Consider the following 21,172-nt stretch of genomic DNA (forward strand, 5'->3'; position numbering starts at 1 on the left):
TGAAGAAATGGATTTAGCAAGTAAACTGTTCAAGGGCGACCGGGTGATATGGGTGATCTTCATGTTCCTGTGTCTGATCTCGGCGATAGAAGTCTTTAGTGCGACCAGTACGATCGCCTACAAGAGTGCGACTCATTGGGACCCGATTGTGCGGCATACGACATTTCTGCTGGGTGGTTTTGTCCTTGTTTTATTGTTGCATAATCTCCCGTGCCGGTTTTATATGTTCCTGAGCTTGCTTTTGCCTGTTTCGGCAGTCTTGCTGATCCTGACGTTTTTTATTGGCGTAGAGGTTAATGGAGAACCGCGTTGGTTGGAAATATTGGGAATCCGTTTCCAGCCGTCGGAGATTGCCAAAATTACGGCTATCGGCTATACCGCGTTTTTCATGAGCAAACGGAACTGGTTTACGGAAAAGCAGATATTCAACTATGTCCAGATCGGTGTTTCGGTCGTTTGTGGGCTGATCTTCTTTACGAACGGGTCGACTGCCCTGTTGCTTTTCGCCGTGGTTCAGATCATGCTATTTTTCGGACAGGTTGCATTGCCCCGTCTGTTTAAGTTTTGGGGGATTTTGCTCATCGGAATTTCCATCTTGGTCTTGTTGCTGCTTTATACACCGGACAAGGTTATGGATTATATGCCGGACCGTCTGCATACTTGGCGGGCCCGAATCGAACGCTTCTTTGATTCCGAGCCTCCTGTAACACAGGAAGCGGGACGGGCTGCCGTTATCGATGACAAAGATTACCAAGCGGTGAATGCCAAGATAGCCATAGCCCGCGGTGGACTATGGGGCAAGTTTCCGGGGCATGGGCAACAGCGGGACTTCCTGCCACAGGCCTATTCGGATTTTATTTATGCGATTATCATCGAAGAAATGGGGATTGCGGGGGGAGTATTTGTGCTTTTCCTTTATATGGCTTTGCTCGTCAGGGTCGGGATGATAGCCCGCAAATGTGATAAGCTTTTCCCTAAGTTCCTGGTCTTGGGCTGCGGATTGCTGATTGGCATCCAGGCCTTGCTAAATATGGCTGTGGCGGTTGGGCTATTTCCTGTTACCGGACAGCCTTTGCCTTTGGTCAGCCGGGGTGGAACGTCTACTATCATCAGTTGTGCCTATATCGGGATTATCCTTAGTGTAAGCCGTTTCGGAGCCAATATGGGTAATGAGGAAGATATGCTCCCTTTGGATGAAAGTTCCATGGGCATCGAACCGGAAACGGATGGGCATGGAACCGCAGATGGGCCGGCATCCGTTGAAAATGGGACGGGAGCCGGAAATTATGGGCTGGGTGCCGTAGAATATGGGACAGGAGGCATGGACTACGAGAAGGAAGCAGGTGATCCGAACCCCCTCGAAGCCGTAGCCGAATTGAAAGAAGAAACAACAACAGAAACAAGAATATGAAACAGTACCGAATCATCATAAGCGGCGGTGGAACCGGAGGACATATCTTCCCGGCTATCTCCATAGCCAATACCTTCAGGAAGCGTTTTCCGGAGGCGGAAATACTGTTTGTGGGAGCTGATGACCGGATGGAGATGGAGAAAGTCCCGGCCGCCGGTTACCGCATCGTGGGGTTGCCGGTAAGCGGCTTCGACCGTGCCCACTTAGCCAATAACATCCGTGTCGCAGGCCGCCTGCTCAAAAGCCTCCGCCTTGCCAAAAAGACGATACGCGAGTTCAAACCCGATATTGCCGTGGGCGTAGGCGGCTATGCCAGCGGACCGACGCTTTGGATGGCTGCCTCCTTGGGAATCCCAACCCTGATACAAGAGCAGAATTCCTATGCAGGTGTCACGAATAAGCTCCTGGCAAAGAAAGCCTGCAAAATATGTGTTGCCTACGAAGGCATGGAGAAGTTCTTCCCGGCCGACCGTATCGTCGTGACCGGCAATCCGGTCCGTCAAGATCTGGCAGAAGCGTTGGATAAGCGCGAGGAAGCCTTGAAGTTCTTCGGCCTTTCCCCGGATAAGAAGACGATCTTAGTGGTCGGCGGCAGCCTGGGAGCCCGGACGGTCAACCGCAGCATACAGGGCGATCTGGATAAACTCTTCGCTTCGGATGTCGACGTACAGGTGATCTGGCAAACCGGACGCTATTACCATGAAGAAGCGTTGAAGCATCTGAAGGCTTACAGGGGAATGCCGGTCTGGTGCTCGGACTTCATCACCCGCATGGACTATGCCTATGCGGCGGCCGATCTGATCATCTCCCGCGCAGGCGCCAGTTCCATTTCAGAGCTTTGCCTGCTGAAGAAACCGGTGATCTTAGTCCCTTCTCCCAATGTGGCGGAAGACCATCAGACGAAGAACGCCCTGGCATTAGTTAATAAAGAGGCCGCTATCATGGTGGCCGACAAAGATGCCGAACAGCAATTGGTCCCGAAAGCCCTCGAAATCATCCACGACGACGAACGCCTCCGTACCTTGAGCCGCAACATCGCGACACTGGCCCATCATGAGAGCGCGGAACGCATCGTGGACGAGATCGTCAGGATCATCGAATAGGCCTTGTCCCCGCGCTTGACGCGGGGCCGCGGAGGAACAGGTATTAATAGGATGTAGCCGCCTCTTTTGCGATCCCGCGTCAAGCGCGGGAACAGGTTATGACCTTTTGTCGGAAAACCTATGGTCTTTTAATGAAAAAGCTATAGTCTTTTATCATAAAAGCTATAGTCTTTTGCGAAGAAGATACCGGCCTTTTATAGCAAATACGATATGAAGATAGTATCTTTGTAACAAAGAATAGTAACGAGTAAGAAAATATGGATATAAAAAACATAACGGCTGTCTATTTTGTCGGAGCCGGTGGAATCGGGATGAGTGCCCTGATCCGCTATTTCCTTTCGAAGGGAAAGAAGGTGGCGGGTTACGACAAGACCCCTTCCGACTTGACGAGGCAGTTGAGCCGTGAAGGAGCTGCCCTTCACTATATGGACAATGTCTATCTGATCCCCTACGACTTTACCGATCCGGCAAAGACGCTGGTCGTCTATACCCCTGCCGTCCCCGAAGACCATTCGGAGCTCTGCTATTTTCGGAGGAATGGTTTCGAGGTGATGAAGCGTGCCCGCGTATTAGGAGAGATCACCGGCTATAACCGGGGACTCTGTGTGGCCGGTACGCATGGCAAGACAACGACCTCTTCGATGGTCGCCCACCTGCTGAAACAGTCCCATGTGGATTGCAACGCTTTCTTAGGTGGCATCCTGAAGAACTATAACAGCAACCTGATGCTCTCCGACAAGAGTGATCTGACCGTGATAGAGGCGGACGAGTTCGACCGTTCTTTCCACTGGCTGAAACCCTATATGGCCGTTATTACGGCGGCCGATCCCGATCATCTGGATATCTACGGGACTCCGGAAGCCTACCGTGAAAGTTTCGAGCATTTCACTTCGCTGATCCGTCCGGACGGTTGCCTGCTTATGAAGCAAGGTATCAACGTAACCCCCCGCCTGCAAGAAGGCGTGAAGTTTTATACTTATACCGGTGCTCTCGACACAAAAGAACTTTCAACTTTCAACTCTCAACTCTCAACTTTCTACGCCGAGAACGTCCGTATCGGAGGTGGCGAGATCTTCTTCGATTTTGTCGGCCCTGATGTCCGCATTCCCGATATACAGTTGGGTGTGCCCGTGAAAGTAAATGTCGAGAACGGAGTAGCCGCTATCGCCCTTGCCTGGCTGAACGGTGCGACACCGGAGGAGATCAAGCACGGTATGGCGACCTTTGCCGGTCCGCGCCGTCGCTTCGACTTCCATCTCAAGAAAGAAAATATCGTCCTGATCGACGACTACGCCCACCATCCTGCCGAGTTGAAGGCAAGCATCCTCTCCGTGAAGGAACTCTATGCCGGACGCAAGGTGACCGGTATCTTCCAGCCGCACCTCTACACCCGCACGCGTGACTTTGCCGCCGACTTTGCCGCCAGCCTCTCGCTCTTGGATGAACTGATACTGCTGGACATCTACCCGGCACGCGAGAAACCGATACCGGGCGTCACTTCGCAGATCATCTTCGATGCCGTGACCATCGCCGACAAACGGTTGATCCGCAAGGAAGAACTGCTGGACGTGGTAGCTGCCGAAGCCGGCAAGCTCGAAGTCGTACTGATGCTCGGAGCCGGCAATATTGAACTGTTGGTAGAACCGGTAAAACAAATATTGGATAAAAAAGAATAAATCGTGATCCGTATCGTATCCATAATCGTTGCAACACTGTTGTTCTGTTACATCGTGTTTGTTTCCCTCTTCTTCCGGGAAAACAGGCAGAAGGATTTGTGCCGTGACCTCCAGGTAGTGGTCGTGGACAGCCTCGACAAACATTTTGTGAGCGAGAACGACCTGGTGTATATCCTCAAGAAGGCCGGCTTGAACCCGATCAAGAAGCCGATGGACGAGGTCAACACAGACCGGATTGAAAACGAGCTGCTGAAGAACGAAATGATTGCCCGTGTGGAGGCCTACAAGACTCCTTCCGGCATGATTAAATTGGAAGTAGAGCAAAAAATCCCTATCTTGCGTGTGATAAGTCCGCGAGGCAACTATTATGTGGATAATTTGGGAAGCACGATGCCTGTCAGCCGCCGTTATGTGGCGCACGTTCCGGTAGTGAGCGGATATGTGGAAAAAGAGCTGGCGGTAACCGACTTATACAAATTTGCATTATTTTTGCAGGAGAATGATTTCTGGAATAATCAGATAGAACAGATTTACGTTCATCCTGATAACGAGGTGGAGCTGATCCCGCGGGTCGGCAACCACCGTATCGTGCTGGGCTCCTTTGCCGATTTCGAGGAGAAACTGGACAACCTCCGGCTCTTCTACGAGAAAGCGATCCCTAAGGTGGGATGGGAGAAGTACGGTATTATTAGTTTAAAATATAAGGATCAGATTGTTTGTACTAAAAGATAGAGAATATGGCATACACAGACTTTATAGCGGCCATCGACCTTGGCTCTTCTCACATGGTCGGTATGGTAGGCACGAAAGGCCCTGCGGGGACCCTTTCCATTATTGCCTACGAAGTGGAGAACTCCGATACCTGTATACGAAGAGGATGTGTATATAATATAAAAGATGCGGCCGGCAAGATCGTGCGGTTGATCCGCAAACTGGAAAACAAGTTGGGCGGTTCCCGCATCGGCAAGGTATATATCGGGGTGGGAGGCCAGTCGCTTCGTTCGGTCAACCACGCTGTGTCGAGAGTGATCGGTAGCGGAACGGTGACCGAAGAGGTGCTGAAGGAACTAAACCAGGAATGCCGGCAATATCGTCCCGATATGCTGGATGTGCTGGATATAGCTGCTCCCGCTTATTACCTCGACAACCAGCCGGAGACTCACCCTGTGGGTCAGGGCTGTTCCCGTATAGAAGCCCGCTATAAGCTGCTCGTCGGCCGTCCATCCCTCCGCCATGCCGTAACCACGAATATGTCGGAGCAGATCAGGATCGATGTGGCAGGTGTCATTGTCTCGCCGCTGGCATTGGCCGATCTGATCCTGACGGAACAGGAGAAGCTGAAAGGGTGCGCACTGATCGATTTCGGTGCAGGCGTTACCTCTGTCACAATGTATAGGGACGGTAGCCTGGCAGGCCTGTATGTCATTCCGTTGGGTAGCCATCTGATCACCCGCGACCTGATGTCCTTAGGTATGCCGGAGAAGGAAGCGGAACGTGTCAAACGCACGTACGGCAACGCTATCTGGGAGAAAGACAACGAACAGCAGATGGTCACGGTAGACTTGGCCGACGGACAGCATTCAAGCGAGATCAAACTCTCGGATATCAATATGGTGGTGGAAGCCCGCAGCCGTGAGATCATCGAAAACATATACGCCCGCTTAGAAGATACGGGCGTGGCGAAAGAGCCCGGTTACAGCATCGTGATTGCCGGCAACGGCGCCGCATTGAAGAATATGCGCGAAGCCCTCAGCGAACGTTTCAAGATGGATGTCCGTTATGCATCCGTCCGCAAAGACCTGATTGCCGACGGCGAGATGATAGCCAACAATCCCGAATATACGACCGCAGTCGCCCTGTTGCTGAAAGGCGCGGAGAACTGCGCCCTTTATATCGCTCCCGAACCGGAGAAACCGAAGGTGGTGGAACCGAAGACCGAGCCGAAGGAAGAACCCGTAATCGTTGAAATAGAAGAAAAGCAGGAGGAACCGCCTGTCGAAAAGCAGGCCGCGGCTACGACGACTAAGAACCGCAACACCGGAGCTAAGAAAGAGGAAGAGAAGAAGAAAGGCAAGAGCTGGGGAATCTTCGACCTCTTCGATAAGGCAGTGGATAGGGCGGCCGGCAAGGTGGACGATATGTTGAATGAGGAATAATCGGTAACAATAAAAAGACAGACGACAATGGACGATAATACATACGATTTTGATTTGGCAAAAGCGCCTCAGACAATCATCAAGGTGATCGGTGTCGGTGGCGGTGGTGGTAATGCGGTCAGCAATATGTACCGCGAAGGTATCCGGGATGTATCTTTCGTATTATGCAATACCGATAATCAGGCGTTGCAGAAGTCGGAAGTTCCCGATAAGCTCCTGATCGGACGGAACACGACAAACGGGCTTGGCTCCGGCAACGTTCCCGAAAAAGGAGAAGCGGCAGCCCTTGAAAGTGAGAAAGAAATCCACGATATGCTCGACGACGGGACCCGTATGGCTTTTGTCACTGCCGGAATGGGAGGGGGCACAGGTACAGGCGCCGGGCCTATCGTTGCAAAGATCTCCAAAGATATGGGAATCCTTACCGTCGGTATCGTCACGATCCCCTTTGTCTTTGAAGGACGTCCGAAGATCGTGAAGGCGTTGAAAGGTGTCAGGAAGATGGCGCAGAACGTAGACTCCCTGCTTGTCATCAACAACGAACGGTTGAGGAATTTTGCCGATATGCCGGTTCCACAGGCCAACCGCAAAGCCGACGAGACGTTGACGATTGCCGCCAAGAGCATTGCCGAGATTGTCACGACCAACCTCGAACAGAACGTCGATTTCGCCGATGTCGACACGACGATGCGCAACAGTGGCGTCGCCCTGATCAGTATCGGTTTCGGGGAGGGCGAAGGACGTTTGCACCAGGCCATCAACGAGGCGTTGGAAAACACGCTGGTGAACGATGTCAACAATATCTTCAATGCCAAGCGTGTGGCGTTTGTCATCTACTATAGCCATGAAGACGAGCTACGCATCAGCGAGATGACGGATATACACAACTTCATGTCCCAGTTCAAGACCGAATATGAGGTGAAGTGGGGACATGGCTATGACGACAGCCTGGGTCATAAGATCAAGATCACGATCCTCGTGACCGGTTTCGGCCTGGAAGACATCCTGACGCAGAGCGAACAGCAAGAGCTTGCCACCGAAGAAGAAATACGCCTCGCAGCAGAGCGGGAAGAAGCCGCAAGGAGAGCGAGAGAAGAAGAAGATAAATGGGTGAAGCAATATTACGGCGAGTATATCGATTCCCGTCCGAATACCGAAATCGTAGTCCTTACCGTCGACGAACTGGACGACGACACCCTGATTGCTTTCATGGAAGATAAACCGGCTTACAAGCGGACAGCAAAAGATGTGCAGCAGATACGCCGGAAAGGAGAGGAGCCGCGTGCACAAAGCATGTCGTTCACCTCGCCTGCCGCTAACCGGAGCAAGAAGCCTAAATCGGGCGGCACAGTTATTAGTTTTAGATAATGAATAATGAATAAGGAAAAATTAATGATGAATAGTTGGGAGCCTGAAGGTTTAATTATTCATTCTTAATTCTTTAATTTACAAAACTATGGATATGTTTGAAAGAGTCAGCGAAGACATTAAAAGCGCAATGAAGGCGAAAGACAAAGTAGCCCTTGAAACACTGAGAAACGTAAAGAAGTTCTTTCTCGAAGCGAAGACCGCTCCGGGAGCCAACGACATATTGACTGATGCCGATGCGTTGAAGATCATGCAGAAGCTCGTTAAACAAGGCAAAGATTCAGCCACTATCTACGTGCAGCAGGGACGCCAGGATCTGGCCGACGCTGAACTGGCACAGGTAGCCGTTATCGAAAAGTATCTGCCGAAACAGATGTCTGCCGAAGAACTGGAAGCCGAGCTGAAAGCGATCATCGCACAGGTCGGAGCCGCCGGTCCGAAAGACATGGGCAAGGTAATGGGCGTTGCCTCCAAAGCATTGGCAGGAAAAGCCGAAGGGCGCATGATCTCGGAAGTCGTTAAAAGACTGCTGAATTGAAACTTGAAAATGGAAAATTGAAAGATAAAGAAGAAACACTTTACTTTTCAGTTTTCCATTTTCTTCCTCTTGTTGTCTCCTTATTAATCTAATTTTCAATTCTCAATTTTCAATTACCGGTATGATTACTTTTGTTTGTTGCCTTATTGCACTCATCGTAGGCTATTTCGTCTACGGCAAATTCATTGAACGTATTTTCGGCATCGATGCCAAGCGGCAGACTCCTGCCTATACACATCAGGACGGCGTGGATTACATCCCGATGCCTACCTGGAAAGTCTTTATGATCCAGTTCCTGAATATCGCCGGGCTGGGTCCGATCTTCGGTGCCATTATGGGAGCGAAGTTCGGAACCGCCTCTTTTCTGTGGATTGTACTGGGAAGTATCTTTGCCGGCTCGGTACACGATTACCTGTCCGGCATGTTGTCCCTGCGTCATAACGGGGAGAGTCTTCCCGAAATTATCGGCCGTTACTTAGGTGTGAACTTCAAGCAGTTTATGCGTGGGTTTACGGTGGTCCTGATGGTGCTGGTCGGTTCCGTGTTTGTGGCAGGTCCTGCCGGGCTGTTGGCTAAGCTGACACCGGAACACTTGGATGCCACCTTTTGGATCATAGTCGTGTTCCTGTATTATATTCTGGCGACCTTGTTGCCGGTCGATAAGATTATCGGCAAAGTCTATCCACTGTTTGCAGGAGCTTTGCTGTTTATGGCGATCGGTATCCTGATTATGCTGTTCGTCAATCATCCTCCGTTGCCTGAGATTACGGACGGGATGCCGAACACCTATCCCGGTCATTTACCTATCTTCCCGATCATGTTCGTCAGTATTGCCTGCGGCGCTATTTCCGGCTTTCATGCGACGCAAAGTCCGTTGATGGCCCGTTGCATCAAGAATGAGAAGTACGGGCGTCCTATCTTTTTCGGTTCCATGATTACGGAAGGTATCGTTGCGCTGATCTGGGCGGCTGCCGCTACTTATTTCTATCATAACAACGGCATGGGCGAAAACAATGCCGCCGTTGTCGTCGACAGCATCACGAAAGAATGGCTCGGTGCGGTAGGCGGTGTATTAGCGATCCTGGGTGTGATCGCCGCCCCGATTACCTCCGGCGATACGGCGTTCCGTTCGGCCCGCCTGATCGTGGCGGATTTCCTGCATCTCGAACAGCGTAGCATCTCCAAGCGGCTCATGATCTGCATCCCTTTGTTCTTAGTGGCTATCGCTCTTTTGCTCTACAGCCAGAAAGACAAGGACGGCTTCGATATGATCTGGCGTTATTTTGCCTGGAGTAACCAGACGTTGGCCGTGTTTACCTTATGGGCGTTGACCGTCTATCTGGTAATCTCGAAGAAGCCCTATATCGTTACGCTGATCCCGGCCCTGTTTATGACAGCCGTCTGTTCGACATACATCTTTGTCGCCCCCGAAGGCTTAGGCATGGGGACCGGCATTTCACAGATTATCGGTATAGCCATAACAATCGTCGTCTTTGTTTTCTTCCTGATTTGGAAGAAGATGGTCGGCAAATTATAAAACAGACCTCGTAGGGGAGGGTTCCAAACCCGCCCAATACCGGCAAATGATAATCCGTGTTTTCGGGCAGGTTTGGAACCTGCCCCTACGGAACGGCAATCATTTACCAGAAATCGAAGGAAAAATATCAGAACTGTAAACTGAGGCTTGGGGTTTATCTCTTATCTTTATCCACAGAAACAAATTAAAGGATAACCACCATGAGAAAACTGATAAGTTTAGTAAGCCTCTTTTGCCTGTCGGCCCTCTTGCCTTTGTCTGTAATGGGAGAACCTATCGATCGGGAGGCTGTTGTCAAGCGGCATCGCGTATGCACGACCGGGACGCTCCTGAAAAGTCCGGCACAAGTAGGTAACGGCAAGTTCGCCTTCGGGATGGATATAACCGGATTGCAGACCTTCGTCCCCTTCAACACTCTGTCCGATTGGAGCTGGCATAGTTTCCCCCTCCCCGAAGGGATGAAAGCCGAAGATTACCGTCCGGTTGTCGTGGAGACGCACGGTAAAAAGATCGCCTACGAACTCCGCAACCCCGACCAGCCGGAACTGTCCGAATGGCTGACCAAGAACCCCCACCGCTATAACCTGGGCCGCATCGGTTTCCGCCTGCTCCGCGAAGACGGTACGGAAGCGCAGGAAATCGACCTCGGCAACGCCCGCCAGGAGATCGACCTGTGGACGGGTGTCGTTTACAGCCGTTTCGAACTGAACCGCAAGGAAGTGAAAGTGCGTACCGTCTGCCATCCCGATAAAGACATGATCGGAGTCAGCATCGAGTCCGAACTGCTGAACGACGGCAATATGAGCATCTATCTCGATTTCCCCTATCCCGACGGACGCTATTTCAAACAGTATATAGGTCGCTACGACACGATCTCAGGTCATACCTCCACACTCGAGAAATTAGCTCCGAACTCGGTCCGTATCGCCCGCACGATGGACGACACGCACTATTACGCCACCCTCGACTGGACCGGCCCCGCCACCTTCAGCCGTGAATCGGAAGAGACGCATAAGTTCCTCCTCCAGCCCCGGCATACCTCCACCTTCTCCTTTACCTGCTGCTTCTCTCCCGAACCGGTCGCAGGCGTGACCGAGCCGGTCGCCACTATTGAGCGGAAGAGTGCCGCCAGCTGGGAGAAATACTGGCGTTCGGGAGCCGCCATCGACCTCTCCGGCAGCAAGGACCCGCGCTGGCTGGAACTGGAACGCCGCATCGTCCTCTCGCAATATCTGATGCGCGCGAACGAAAGCGGCCTGTTGCCACCCCAGGAATCCGGCTTAGTAAACAACGGCTGGTTCGGCCGTTTCCATTTCGAGATGATCTGGTGGCACGGTGTGCACTACGGGCTGTGGAACCGGATGGAATGTTTCGACAACTACCTGAACGTCTATAAGGACTTTATGCCGGCAGCCCTCGAACGAGCCAAGAGCGAAGGCCGCACCGGTGCACGTTGGCCCAAATGTACCGGGAACTTCAACCGCGAATGGCCCGGCAGCGCCCATGCCTACCTGATCTGGCACGAACCCCATCCGGTCTACTTCGCCGAGATGCAATACCGTCGGAAGCCTGTACCCGAGACATTGGAGAAATGGAAAGACATCGTGCTGAACACGGCCGACTATATGGCGGATTATCTTTTTTACGACAAAAAGACGAAACAATATGTCCTGGGCCCCCCCGTCGTCGTCGTTTCCGAGAATACGGACCCGTTGCAGACCATCAACCCGATTTTCGAGTTAGGCTATTTCCGCTACGGCCTGCGTACGGCGTTGGAGTGGGCGGACCGCCTCGGCCTGCCGGAAAAACGGACGAAAAAATGGAAGGAAGTGCTCTCGAAGATGGCGCCCCTTCCCGTTGCCGATGGTGTCTATACCACCTACGAGGGCATCCCCGATATGTGGACGAAATATACTTACGAGCATCCGGCCCTGACCGGTGTCTACGGTATGCTGCCCGGTGACGGGGTAGACCTCGCGACCTTCAAGCGTACGCTGGAGAAAGTCAGCAAGGAATGGCAGTTCAACCGCATCTGGGGTTGGGATTTCCCGATGTTGGCAATGGCCGCCGCCCGTACGGGACAGCCGGCGCTGGCTATCGATATGCTGATGCACCCATCCGCCGGATTCCAGTTCGACGAACACGGTCTGGCGACAGGCGGCCCGTTCCCCTATTTCCCTTCCAACGGGGCGTTGCTGACGGCAGTCGCCATGATGTGTGGCGGTTGGGACGGCTCCGTGGGTGAGGCTCCCGGTTTTCCGAAAGACGGGAGTTGGACGGTGCGCTACGAAGGGTTTGTTCCGATGCAGTGACAATGGCAGTATGCCGGAAAAACTGTCAAAACTGTCAAAACTTCGCCTTCCATTTTTGAAAATGAGCAATGAATATGCAATGATGTCTATTTGTTGATTATTAATCGATTAACTATTGTTTTCTGCATTTTTTTCATTCATTTTGAGCCTATGGGGAATGTCTTTTACGGACATTTTAGAGAGGAAACGATGGCAATGTATTGTTTGGAGTAGGTCGAAATTCCGTAGAAGGATGAAAATGTCCGTCAAAGCTTCGGTAAATTGGCAGGATAGTAGCTTTGAAAGTTGGAATTTATTATTATAATATGCTGTTATTCTGCTTGTTGTTGCTATTAATCGGGAATTTCGGAGCGAATGTGACAATTAAAATATGTGGGGCGAAGTTTTGACAGTTTTGACAGTTTTGACAGTTTTTGGGAGGAAAATCAGACAATCACCGAAAAACAAACGAATAGGCATCGGATTAAAAACGGATAAGCACCCCTCTGAAACGCAGTAAGCATCAATGATTTCCTTGAAAAGCACCGATTTTTGGACCAAAACGGACGTTGATGAATTTTTAGACTTGGTGTTTGAGGAATAAATAATTGAAAATGAAAGTATTGAGTGGTAGGAAAATGACTAAAAAAAACGATCGTTTAAATTCGTCATTTTTACGAGACAAAAATACGCATTCCTTTTTAAACCACAACTCTTTTCTGTAAAAAATTTCGTGCCTCTATATCCTTTCTTATCAATCAGATAGCAATTTGAGTACAAAAAACCGTCTTTCCGATACGAACTCCGAAGATAGGCAAAAAAATGACTAAAAAAAAGGATCGTTTTTGCTGTCAAAATACAAAAGTTAACACGTGTACATTATATACGTGTACATATATAATAGTAAAAAGTAAGAACTGACATTTCAATTAACTGTATTATTAATATTAAAATTTAGATTATGAACAAAAAGTTTTCTACTCTTTTGGCTGCTTTTGTCATGGTAGGTGCTTCTGTTTCAGCACAGACAATTACGGAGGCTGTTGCTGAAGCTGATTCTATTGTTAGTGGTGAATACTACTACTTGGGAACTGCAGAACCTGCTGGAGGTTCAAAGGCATTGACTATTGTAAAATCGTCTGCAAACAAAGACAGTTTGGTTTTGAAGGTAATCGCTGATGATGCCGCAGCTGCTGCATTGGGTGATTCTGCCTTGTGGTCCGTATCGACAGGTTCTACTGTTGCTTTGGGCGATTACTTCACTTTTACAAATGTTTTGACAAGCAAAACTTTGAAATTGGATAAGAAGGGCAACGCTATTCTTTCAAATGATGATGCTGCAGTCGATAAATTTGGCTGGGCTTGGACAAATGGTAATGCTGCAGGTTTGACTCACATTGCAGGGGGTAAAACTTACACTTTGGTTGCTACTAACACTGCAGGGGGTACTGCAGATTCTTTATCTTTGTCAGAAGGTACAACAACTACAGTGGCACTTATGCCGTTAGTTCCGGCTTGGAAGGCTATGACTGTTGCTGAATTAAATGGTATTAATGGTTCACATTTTACTTGGACCGTTGATGGCACAACTTCCACAACTGATCAGGCTGTGAATAGCGCAAATGCATTTAAGACAACATTTAAAGCTGTTGGTTATAACACTCAGGAGACTGATACAACGATGTATTTGCAGAAATTAGGCTCTTTAACAGGAACGAAAGCTGCCTATCTGAACGTCGATACAGTGTATTATACAAAAACCGGTGCTTTGATTGATAGTACAAAAGCTAACGGTGGTTTGGTATTTGCATTAGATACATTGGATAATACAACTCCTAAAGCAGGTAAGATCGCTGAATCATTCCAATTTAAAGTTTGGAAGAATGTAAAGGATTCTATCATTATTGAGGTTGTAAATATTCCGACTGCTGCTGCTAATACAACTTTTGCCGCAACTTCTACAATTACGTCAGGTTTTGTAACTTTAGTAGGTTTTGATGGTACATCTAAAGCTTTGACAGCTTCTGCCCCTTCTACTGCAAACGTGTTGCCTTCTGTAACGTTGGGTGCAGGAACAAAGGTTGAATTGCCTGCAGGTGCATATTATATTTATAAGGAAGCTGGCGATAGTGTTTATGTTTCCACATTGGCTACAACTTTGGCCGGTGCAACAAATGTAAAGGTGAAGGCTGGTTACGAAAAAGCATGGTTACCTTCTTCTCAGTGGTCTTTGGCTTCAACTACAAATAAACCTGCATTTGTAAACAGAGAATCAGGTAAATCATTTGCTGCTTCTGCCGCTACATTGTATTCTTCTGACGAGGAAGGTGTCTACTACTACGGTAGTGATACATTGAAGATCGTTCCGGTTGCAACCGAAGGTATTTATGTTGGTTACAAGAAAATGGGTGAAACTGCAGCGGAAGAAGCTGTAACAAAATTAGCTCTTCAGTTCCATTCTGTATTGACAGAAGGTACGACTCCTTTCGTTCGTGAAGCTGCTAACGATTCAATTCTGGAAGTTGCTAACATGGATAAGGAAAATGCCTTGTATTTCAATGTTATCCCTGTAGATACATTCTCTATCGGTGCAGACTCTTTGGTTGCTGTTGCTTACAAATTGTATAACGGAACAGATACTTTGGCTTATGATGCTACGAGAAAAGCTTATAAACTAAGTACTTCTGATGATGACAAATATTTCGTGTTCAGAGAAACAACAACTGAAGGTTGGTATCAGGTTTTACCGGTTGCAAGTGTTTCTTCTGGTGCTTGGACTCTTGAAGGTCAGGTTTCAGCTTCCGGTACTTCTGCCGAAGTTGTATTGAATACAGATTTGAACCTGATTAATGGCTACTTCTCTCTGGAAGCTCCGTTGGCTCCTGAATATGCAACAATCGAAGGTACTCCGGGTCATAAGAGAATTTCTTCTGTAGAAAATCCGACATTGGCTATCTCTATGAACTCTGATAGCTGCGGTGTACTGAAGGCTGTAACTGAACTGAAAGCTGCTGCATTTGAAAAAGAAAACTTCAGCATGTATTTGGATGTATATGAAAACGATACAATCAAACCGTTGTACATGATTTCTACTCAGCAGACTATTGCTATGGATTCTGCAGAGTATGCAAATGATGTTCGTTTCTTCATGAATGCTGCAGCTAATGATTCATTAGGTTTCAGAAAAGCAATGAGAATCGGTGCTGATTTGGATAGCTTGCATGTCTATGATGTAGCTGCTGCTCAAGATACAGTTGTTCCTGCAAATGTGAAGAAGAACTACACATTCGCATTCAGAAAATCTGCTACTGATGCTGAATACTATATTGAAAGCCAGGTTTCACCTTTGAAATATATGGCTCAAACAAATGGTATCCTTCACTTGGTTGCTACAACTGATGATGCATTGTTGTTCTCTGTAGATAAAGCTGATATGCCTACTGCTAACGAAACGGCTCCTTCAATAGGTGAAGTTAAAGTTATCGCTGGTGAAGGCCAGGTAACAATCGCTGGTGCTGCCGGCAAGAAAGTTGTTATCTCTAACATCTTAGGCCAGACTGTTGCTAACACTGTTATCTCTTCTGACAACGCTGTTATCGCTGCTCCTCAGGGTGTAGTTGTAGTAGCTGTTGAAGGTGAAGAAGCTGTTAAAGCTATCGTTAAATAATAAATGTGTTACACACGTAGGGATGCACGGCCGTGCATCCCTACACACGTACATAAAAATTATAATCAAATAATTCTAAGATTCATCGTGCGGCATTCCCGGAACGCCAGCTTTTACAGCTTACCGTCCGAATCAGCCAACTACCCCGCGAGGGCGAACAAGCGATGAATATTAATACTAAAGTAATGAAATCAAAAAAAGTTCATCTGCTCTCCCTCTGTGAAGACCGAAGTAGACAAAAAACAATCCCTTGTAGTCATAGATTGCAGGGGATTCGTTTTTTATTGGAAAGAAATTGGAAAGATAATTGATCTTTCGCACTTTATGTACGGTATATTTACTTATATTTGTCATCGAAGTAATAACAGTTGCAGCTAAAACATTTAATTATGAACAAATTTGTCAATCCTTTCTCGGATTACGGCTGGAAAAAGATTTTCGGCAGTGAAGTAAGTAAAGATCTTATCATTAGTTTCCTCAATGAAGTTATCCAACAGGAAGTAATCGTTGATATTACGTTCCGGAATGTCGAGATGCTCGGTCTGAAGCAAGAGCAGCGACGGGCTGTCTTCGATATCTTTTGTGAGAACGAAAAGGGAGAAGTCTTTATTGTCGAGATGCAGAAAAGCCGGCAGAAATATTTCTCCGACAGAGTGTTGTACTACGCCTCGTTCGCTATCCAGCAACAGTCTATGATCGTAAAGGAAAAGCTCGAAAAGGAACCGGACGAAGTAATCCGCAAACGCTGGAACTACCAAATCAGCAAGGTGTATGTCGTGTGCATTCTGAACTACATCATGGACCCGTCCCGTCCGGAGAAATACCGCTGGGATGTCGTTCGCATGGATCGGGAGCTGAAGCTGCCCTTTAGCGAAACACTTAACGAAATCTATCTTGAAATGCCGAAATTTGTATTACCTTTGCATGAGTGTGATACGCTTTATAAGAAGTGGTTATATGTCTTAAACAACATCGAGATCATGGAACGATTACCCCAGGAACTGAATAACCAGATATTCCGCAAGCTGAAAAGCATCGTGGAGGTAGAGCGCATGACCCCCGATCAACGCTTGGAATACGAACTAAGCATATCCGTCGAACGTGACCTTTCCGCCGCCCTCGATACCAGCTTCGAAGATGGGTTGGAGAAAGGAATAGAAAAAGGCAAGGCGGAAGGCATGAAGCACGGAGTAGAAAAAGGCAAAGCCGAGGAACAGCGCCTTATCGCTGCCAATTTGAAAAAGCAGGGAATCAATATCGAAACGATTGCGCAATGTACCGGTTTGCCGGTAAAAGAAGTTAGCGAGTTGTAGTCTGTTAGTGCTCGTCAATTGAACCGTCCGGGTTGTTTTAGCACATGACAATCCGGTTTACAGCATATGATGCTTCTTTAACTCCTTCCTCAGCTCTAACGCTTTCCCGTCCGTCACCTTGTCCATCAGTGCCCAGAAACGGTCGCTGTGGTTCATCTCTATGGTGTGGCAAAGTTCGTGGAGGAGGACGTAGTCGATCAGGGGCCAGGGCAGGAGCATCAGCGAGAGGGAGAGGTTGATGCTGCGGCGTGGCGTGCAACTTCCCCAATGGCTTTTGCTGTTGAAGATCTTTACACCCGTGCAGGTGAAGCCGTGCCGGGAGGCCAGGTCGAGCAACCGTGTAGGCAAGAGGCGGCGTGCCTCGTGCCGGAGGGCCTGTTCTAAGAGGTCCTTTAGCAGTTTTTGTACACGTTCGTCGGCAAAGTCGGTCTGTGCGGGGCAGGCGATATGCAGGATGCCACCCTCTAATTTCATATAGAAGTTAGCCCGGTCGGTACGGAAGATATGGAGGCGGAACGTTGCGGTCTGCATTTCCGTCTCGTCCGTCAGGAGCGGGCGGGCGGGATGTTTGGCAAGGGCTATGAGAAGTTTTTTTCTGTTTTCGCGGATAAAAGCCAGCATACGCGCTTCGTCGCCCCTCGGAGGCATCGTAGCCGTAATCATGCCCTTGGAGATTTTCAGCGTGTAGCGTGTAGCACGGGGACTGGTGCGGAGGAGGATGGTTCCCAGCTCTTTGTCTTGTATCGTCTTTTCCATATCGCTTGCAAAAGTAATGTTTTATGGGCAAACAATATATGGTTGAAATTGATTATCTTTGCGGCCGGATAACGAAAATGAGTATAAACAATATAATAAATTAAGCAATCATGAGCAAGAAAGCCCTTTTAATGATTCTTGACGGCTGGGGTATCGGCGATCAAGGTAAAGACGATGTAATCTTTAATACTCCCACTCCTTACTGGGACAGCCTGCTGGCCACTTATCCTCATTCACAGTTACAGGCAAGCGGCGAAAACGTAGGGTTGCCTGACGGACAAATGGGTAACTCTGAAGTCGGTCACCTCAATATCGGGGCCGGACGTATCGTTTACCAGGATTTGGTGAAGATCAATCGTGCTTGTGCCGACAACAGCATCATGAAGAACCCTGAAATCGTTTCTGCTTTCTCTTACGCCAAAGAACATGGCAAAAACATCCATTTCATGGGGTTGACCTCCAACGGTGGCGTACACAGTTCCTTCGACCACTTGTTCAAACTCTGCGATATCTCTAAGGAATACGGTATAGACAATACTTTCATCCACTGCTTCATGGACGGTCGCGACACGGACCCGAAGAGCGGTAAAGGATTTATCGAACAACTGACGGCCCATTGTGAACAGTCGGCCGGTAAGATCGCTTCCATCGTCGGCCGTTTCTATGCAATGGACCGCGACAAACGTTGGGAACGCGTAAAAGAAGCCTACGACCTGCTGGTTGAGGGCAAGGGAAAACAGGCTACCGACATGGTGCAGGCTATGCAGGAATCTTACGACGAAGGTGTAACCGACGAGTTTATCAAGCCGATCAACAACGCTACCGTAGACGGTACGATCAAAGAAGGCGATGTCGTGATCTTCTTCAACTACCGTAACGACCGTGCAAAAGAATTGACTGTCGTGCTGACTCAGCAGGATATGCCGGAACAGGGTATGCACACGATCCCGGGCCTGCAGTATTATTGCATGACTCCGTACGACGCTTCTTTCAAAGGCGTCCACATCCTGTTCGACAAAGAAAACGTCCGGAACACACTGGGAGAATACCTGGCTGAAAAAGGTAAGACACAACTCCATATCGCCGAAACGGAAAAGTATGCTCACGTGACCTTCTTCTTCAACGGCGGTCGCGAAACTCCGTACGAAGCAGAAGAACGCATCTTAGTTCCGAGTCCGAAAGTAGCTACTTACGACCTGAAGCCGGAAATGAGCGCTTACGAAGTAAAGGACAAATTGGTTGAGGCTATCGGTTCGCAGAAGTTCGATTTCATCGTTGTGAACTATGCCAATGGCGACATGGTAGGCCACACCGGTATCTACGGTGCTATCGAAAAAGCGGTTACTGCTATCGACAACTGCGTGAAAGACACGGTCGAAGCTGCCAAAGCTAACGGCTATGAAATCATCATCATCGCCGACCACGGTAATGCCGATCATGCGCTCAACGAAGACGGCACTCCCAACACGGCACATTCCCTGAACCCTGTCCCTTTTGTATATGTAACCGAAAACAAGAATGCAAAAGTCGAAAACGGTGTCCTGGCCGATGTCGCTCCGTCTATCCTGCACATCTTGGGCATGGCGCAGCCGGCTGATATGACAGGACGTGACTTGATTAAAAACTAAAGATTTATGATTTATGATTTATTGTCGATGCATAAATCATAAATCATAAATCAGAAATCATAAATTCTTTCATCGTGATTCAAATAGACAATACTTTGGTCAGCCTCGACGTCCTCGAACGTCAGTTTTTATGCGATCTGTCGCATTGCAAAGGTGTTTGCTGCGTGGAAGGTGATTCCGGCGCTCCTTTGTTGGAGGAAGAGGTGGGCGAACTGGAAAAAGCCCTTCCGGTTATCTGGGACGATCTGGCGCCGAAAGCCCGGGAGATCATTAAGAAACAAGGCGTTGCCTATATTGATGAGGAGGGCGACTTGGTGACCTCTATCGTAAACGGCAAGGACTGTGTTTTTACCTGTTACGATGCGGATGGTACTTGCAAGTGTGCGGTGGAGAAGGCTTATCGCGAAGGCAAGCTCTCTTTCTATAAGCCGGTTTCCTGTCATCTTTACCCGATCCGTGTGGAAAAATACGATACGTTCGAAGCGGTTAATTACAATCGTTGGAATATCTGCAAAGCTGCCGAGATATTGGGTAAGAAAGAAAAACTCCCGGTCTATAAGTTCCTGAAAGAACCGCTGATCCGCCGTTTCGGAAAGGAATGGTACGACGCGCTTGAAGAGATTGCCGGAGAGTGGGAGAAACAGAAGAAAGAAGAATAAAAAAGGTATAGCTCTTCCCGGAAAAGCCTATACCCTTTGAGGCAAAAGCCTATATCCTTTTGATCGAAAGGGTATAGGCTTTTGCTTTTTTAAATATCTGTTTTGCGTATCAGGTCGGCCGATTTGCCTTCCTCGTTCAGATAGGTTTCGATATGGCGCTTTTTCTTGTCTTCCAGGATCTCGTCGATGGCGATCAGGATGCCGGTTTCTTCCACCTCTCCAAACTCATGGTTGATAGCTGTACCGAATACGCGCATCTTGGGGGAGAGGCTCATATAAGCATTGACAAGCGGCGGCACATTGATGCCGAACTTACGGACCTCCTGGTTCAACACCTTATAATTATCCTTGAAGTTGTCATACTTGAAAAGCTCCTGCATCTTTTCCAGATCCGTGCCTGTCTCCAAAGGATAGACCGGTGTGATCAGCTTCTCCGGATCGGGGAAGTGCATGTTCAGGAAATACAGGATCATGTTGCGCGCTTCGGAGTTGTAGGTGTTGTACATCGTCACCTTCCCGAAGTAATACTGCAAGCTGGGGTCCACCACGGAAAGAGCCCCTAAGCCGTCCCAGAGGTTATCCAGCACGAACAGCCCCTTTGCGCTGCCACAACGCGTCGACTGGTATTCCAGTGTCACGAACGAACGGCCCAACTCGACCGTGTATGGCAGATATTCTTTATTGAATGTATCGGAGAAATTAAACAGATGGGAAGTCGCCAAAATAGGTTTGCCGGCTTTATCGAATTTAACGTCCGAGCCGCAGAGGAAGCGGTAACCGCCCAAAATCTGTTCGTCTTCTGGGCTCCATACGATAAGCTGGCGGTAAGCGCCTTCCATAGTGTCGTATTCGTCGATATCGACCGGAAAGCCGGTCCCGCCACCGTAAAACCGGAAGGCGATCTCACGGAGTCGCCCGATCTCCTGCATCACATTAGGAGAGTCGTGGGCTGTGACAATGTATATTTCATTGTTGGATTTGTTGGTTCTCCGTAGCTTCTTGTCCCCAGTCAGTTCTGCTTTCAGGAGAGCACGGTCGATCGGTTTGATAATGTCTTGCATATAATAAA

Annotated in this window: 15 protein-coding genes; 13 read left to right on the forward strand and 2 right to left on the reverse strand. The window is 48.8% G+C overall.

Annotated features, from left to right (window positions below; all coding sequences use genetic code 11):
* The first annotated feature begins 7 nt into the window (after positions 1 to 7).
* The 11 genes from ACPYIV_RS18650 to ACPYIV_RS18700 all read left to right on the forward strand — a co-directional run bounded on the left by ACPYIV_RS18650 (position 8) and on the right by ACPYIV_RS18700 (position 17,060).
* Complete coding sequence (locus tag ACPYIV_RS18650) at positions 8 to 1,411, forward strand: FtsW/RodA/SpoVE family cell cycle protein (RefSeq protein ID WP_300762167.1); 1,404 nt, start codon at positions 8 to 10, stop codon at positions 1,409 to 1,411.
* Complete coding sequence (murG, locus tag ACPYIV_RS18655) at positions 1,408 to 2,514, forward strand: undecaprenyldiphospho-muramoylpentapeptide beta-N-acetylglucosaminyltransferase (RefSeq protein WP_293739306.1); 1,107 nt, start codon at positions 1,408 to 1,410, stop codon at positions 2,512 to 2,514. The genes ACPYIV_RS18650 and murG overlap by 4 nt, the downstream gene beginning before the upstream one ends.
* 257 nt (positions 2,515 to 2,771) lie before the next feature.
* Entirely contained in the window at positions 2,772 to 4,190 is a 1,419-nt protein-coding gene (gene murC / locus ACPYIV_RS18660; protein ID WP_293732668.1) for a UDP-N-acetylmuramate--L-alanine ligase, read from the forward strand.
* Between the two features lie 3 nt (positions 4,191 to 4,193).
* Positions 4,194 to 4,922 (forward strand): cell division protein FtsQ/DivIB, encoded by a 729-nt coding sequence (locus ACPYIV_RS18665; RefSeq protein WP_299360563.1) that lies wholly within the window; start codon positions 4,194 to 4,196, stop codon positions 4,920 to 4,922.
* Between the two features lie 5 nt (positions 4,923 to 4,927).
* Positions 4,928 to 6,346, forward strand: a complete 1,419-nt coding sequence (gene ftsA / locus ACPYIV_RS18670) for a cell division protein FtsA (RefSeq protein ID WP_293732670.1) — start codon at positions 4,928 to 4,930, stop codon at positions 6,344 to 6,346.
* Between the two features lie 27 nt (positions 6,347 to 6,373).
* Positions 6,374 to 7,714, forward strand: coding sequence for a cell division protein FtsZ (gene ftsZ / locus ACPYIV_RS18675; RefSeq protein WP_293739304.1), 1,341 nt, complete (start codon positions 6,374 to 6,376; stop codon positions 7,712 to 7,714).
* Between the two features lie 88 nt (positions 7,715 to 7,802).
* Positions 7,803 to 8,252, forward strand: a complete 450-nt coding sequence (locus ACPYIV_RS18680) for a GatB/YqeY domain-containing protein (protein WP_293739303.1) — start codon at positions 7,803 to 7,805, stop codon at positions 8,250 to 8,252.
* 121 nt (positions 8,253 to 8,373) lie between these two features.
* Entirely contained in the window at positions 8,374 to 9,789 is a 1,416-nt protein-coding gene (locus ACPYIV_RS18685; RefSeq protein ID WP_425884558.1) for a carbon starvation CstA family protein, read from the forward strand.
* A 200-nt stretch (positions 9,790 to 9,989) separates the two neighbouring features.
* Positions 9,990 to 12,101 carry a hypothetical protein gene (locus ACPYIV_RS18690; RefSeq protein ID WP_293739302.1) on the forward strand — a complete coding sequence of 704 codons (2,112 nt, stop codon included), beginning with the start codon at positions 9,990 to 9,992 and terminating at the stop codon, positions 12,099 to 12,101.
* 940 nt (positions 12,102 to 13,041) lie between these two features.
* A complete protein-coding gene (locus tag ACPYIV_RS18695; RefSeq protein ID WP_301704237.1) occupies positions 13,042 to 15,747 on the forward strand; it encodes a DUF6383 domain-containing protein in 2,706 nt (901 codons plus the stop codon).
* A 389-nt stretch (positions 15,748 to 16,136) separates the two neighbouring features.
* Positions 16,137 to 17,060: an Rpn family recombination-promoting nuclease/putative transposase gene (locus ACPYIV_RS18700; RefSeq protein WP_425884561.1), complete on the forward strand. Its 924-nt coding sequence runs from the start codon at positions 16,137 to 16,139 to the stop codon at positions 17,058 to 17,060.
* 57 nt (positions 17,061 to 17,117) lie between these two features.
* Here ACPYIV_RS18700 and ACPYIV_RS18705 read toward each other — a convergent pair whose 3' ends face one another.
* Complete coding sequence (locus ACPYIV_RS18705; protein ID WP_293739299.1) at positions 17,118 to 17,816, reverse strand: M48 family metallopeptidase; 699 nt, start codon at positions 17,814 to 17,816, stop codon at positions 17,118 to 17,120.
* A gap of 110 nt (positions 17,817 to 17,926) precedes the next feature.
* Between ACPYIV_RS18705 and gpmI the strand changes: the two genes are divergently transcribed.
* A complete protein-coding gene (gpmI, locus tag ACPYIV_RS18710; protein WP_293739298.1) occupies positions 17,927 to 19,444 on the forward strand; it encodes a 2,3-bisphosphoglycerate-independent phosphoglycerate mutase in 1,518 nt (505 codons plus the stop codon).
* A gap of 74 nt (positions 19,445 to 19,518) precedes the next feature.
* Positions 19,519 to 20,103 carry a DUF3109 family protein gene (locus tag ACPYIV_RS18715; RefSeq protein ID WP_293739297.1) on the forward strand — a complete coding sequence of 195 codons (585 nt, stop codon included), beginning with the start codon at positions 19,519 to 19,521 and terminating at the stop codon, positions 20,101 to 20,103.
* Positions 20,104 to 20,192: 89 nt separating this feature from the next.
* On the opposite strand, the gene ACPYIV_RS18720 is transcribed toward ACPYIV_RS18715, so the two are convergent.
* Entirely contained in the window at positions 20,193 to 21,164 is a 972-nt protein-coding gene (locus ACPYIV_RS18720; protein WP_293732680.1) for a GNAT family N-acetyltransferase, read from the reverse strand.
* Positions 21,165 to 21,172: the final 8 nt, after the last annotated feature.

Source organism: Parabacteroides vesiculifaciens (genome assembly GCF_049860805.1).
GTDB lineage: Bacteria > Bacteroidota > Bacteroidia > Bacteroidales > Tannerellaceae > Parabacteroides.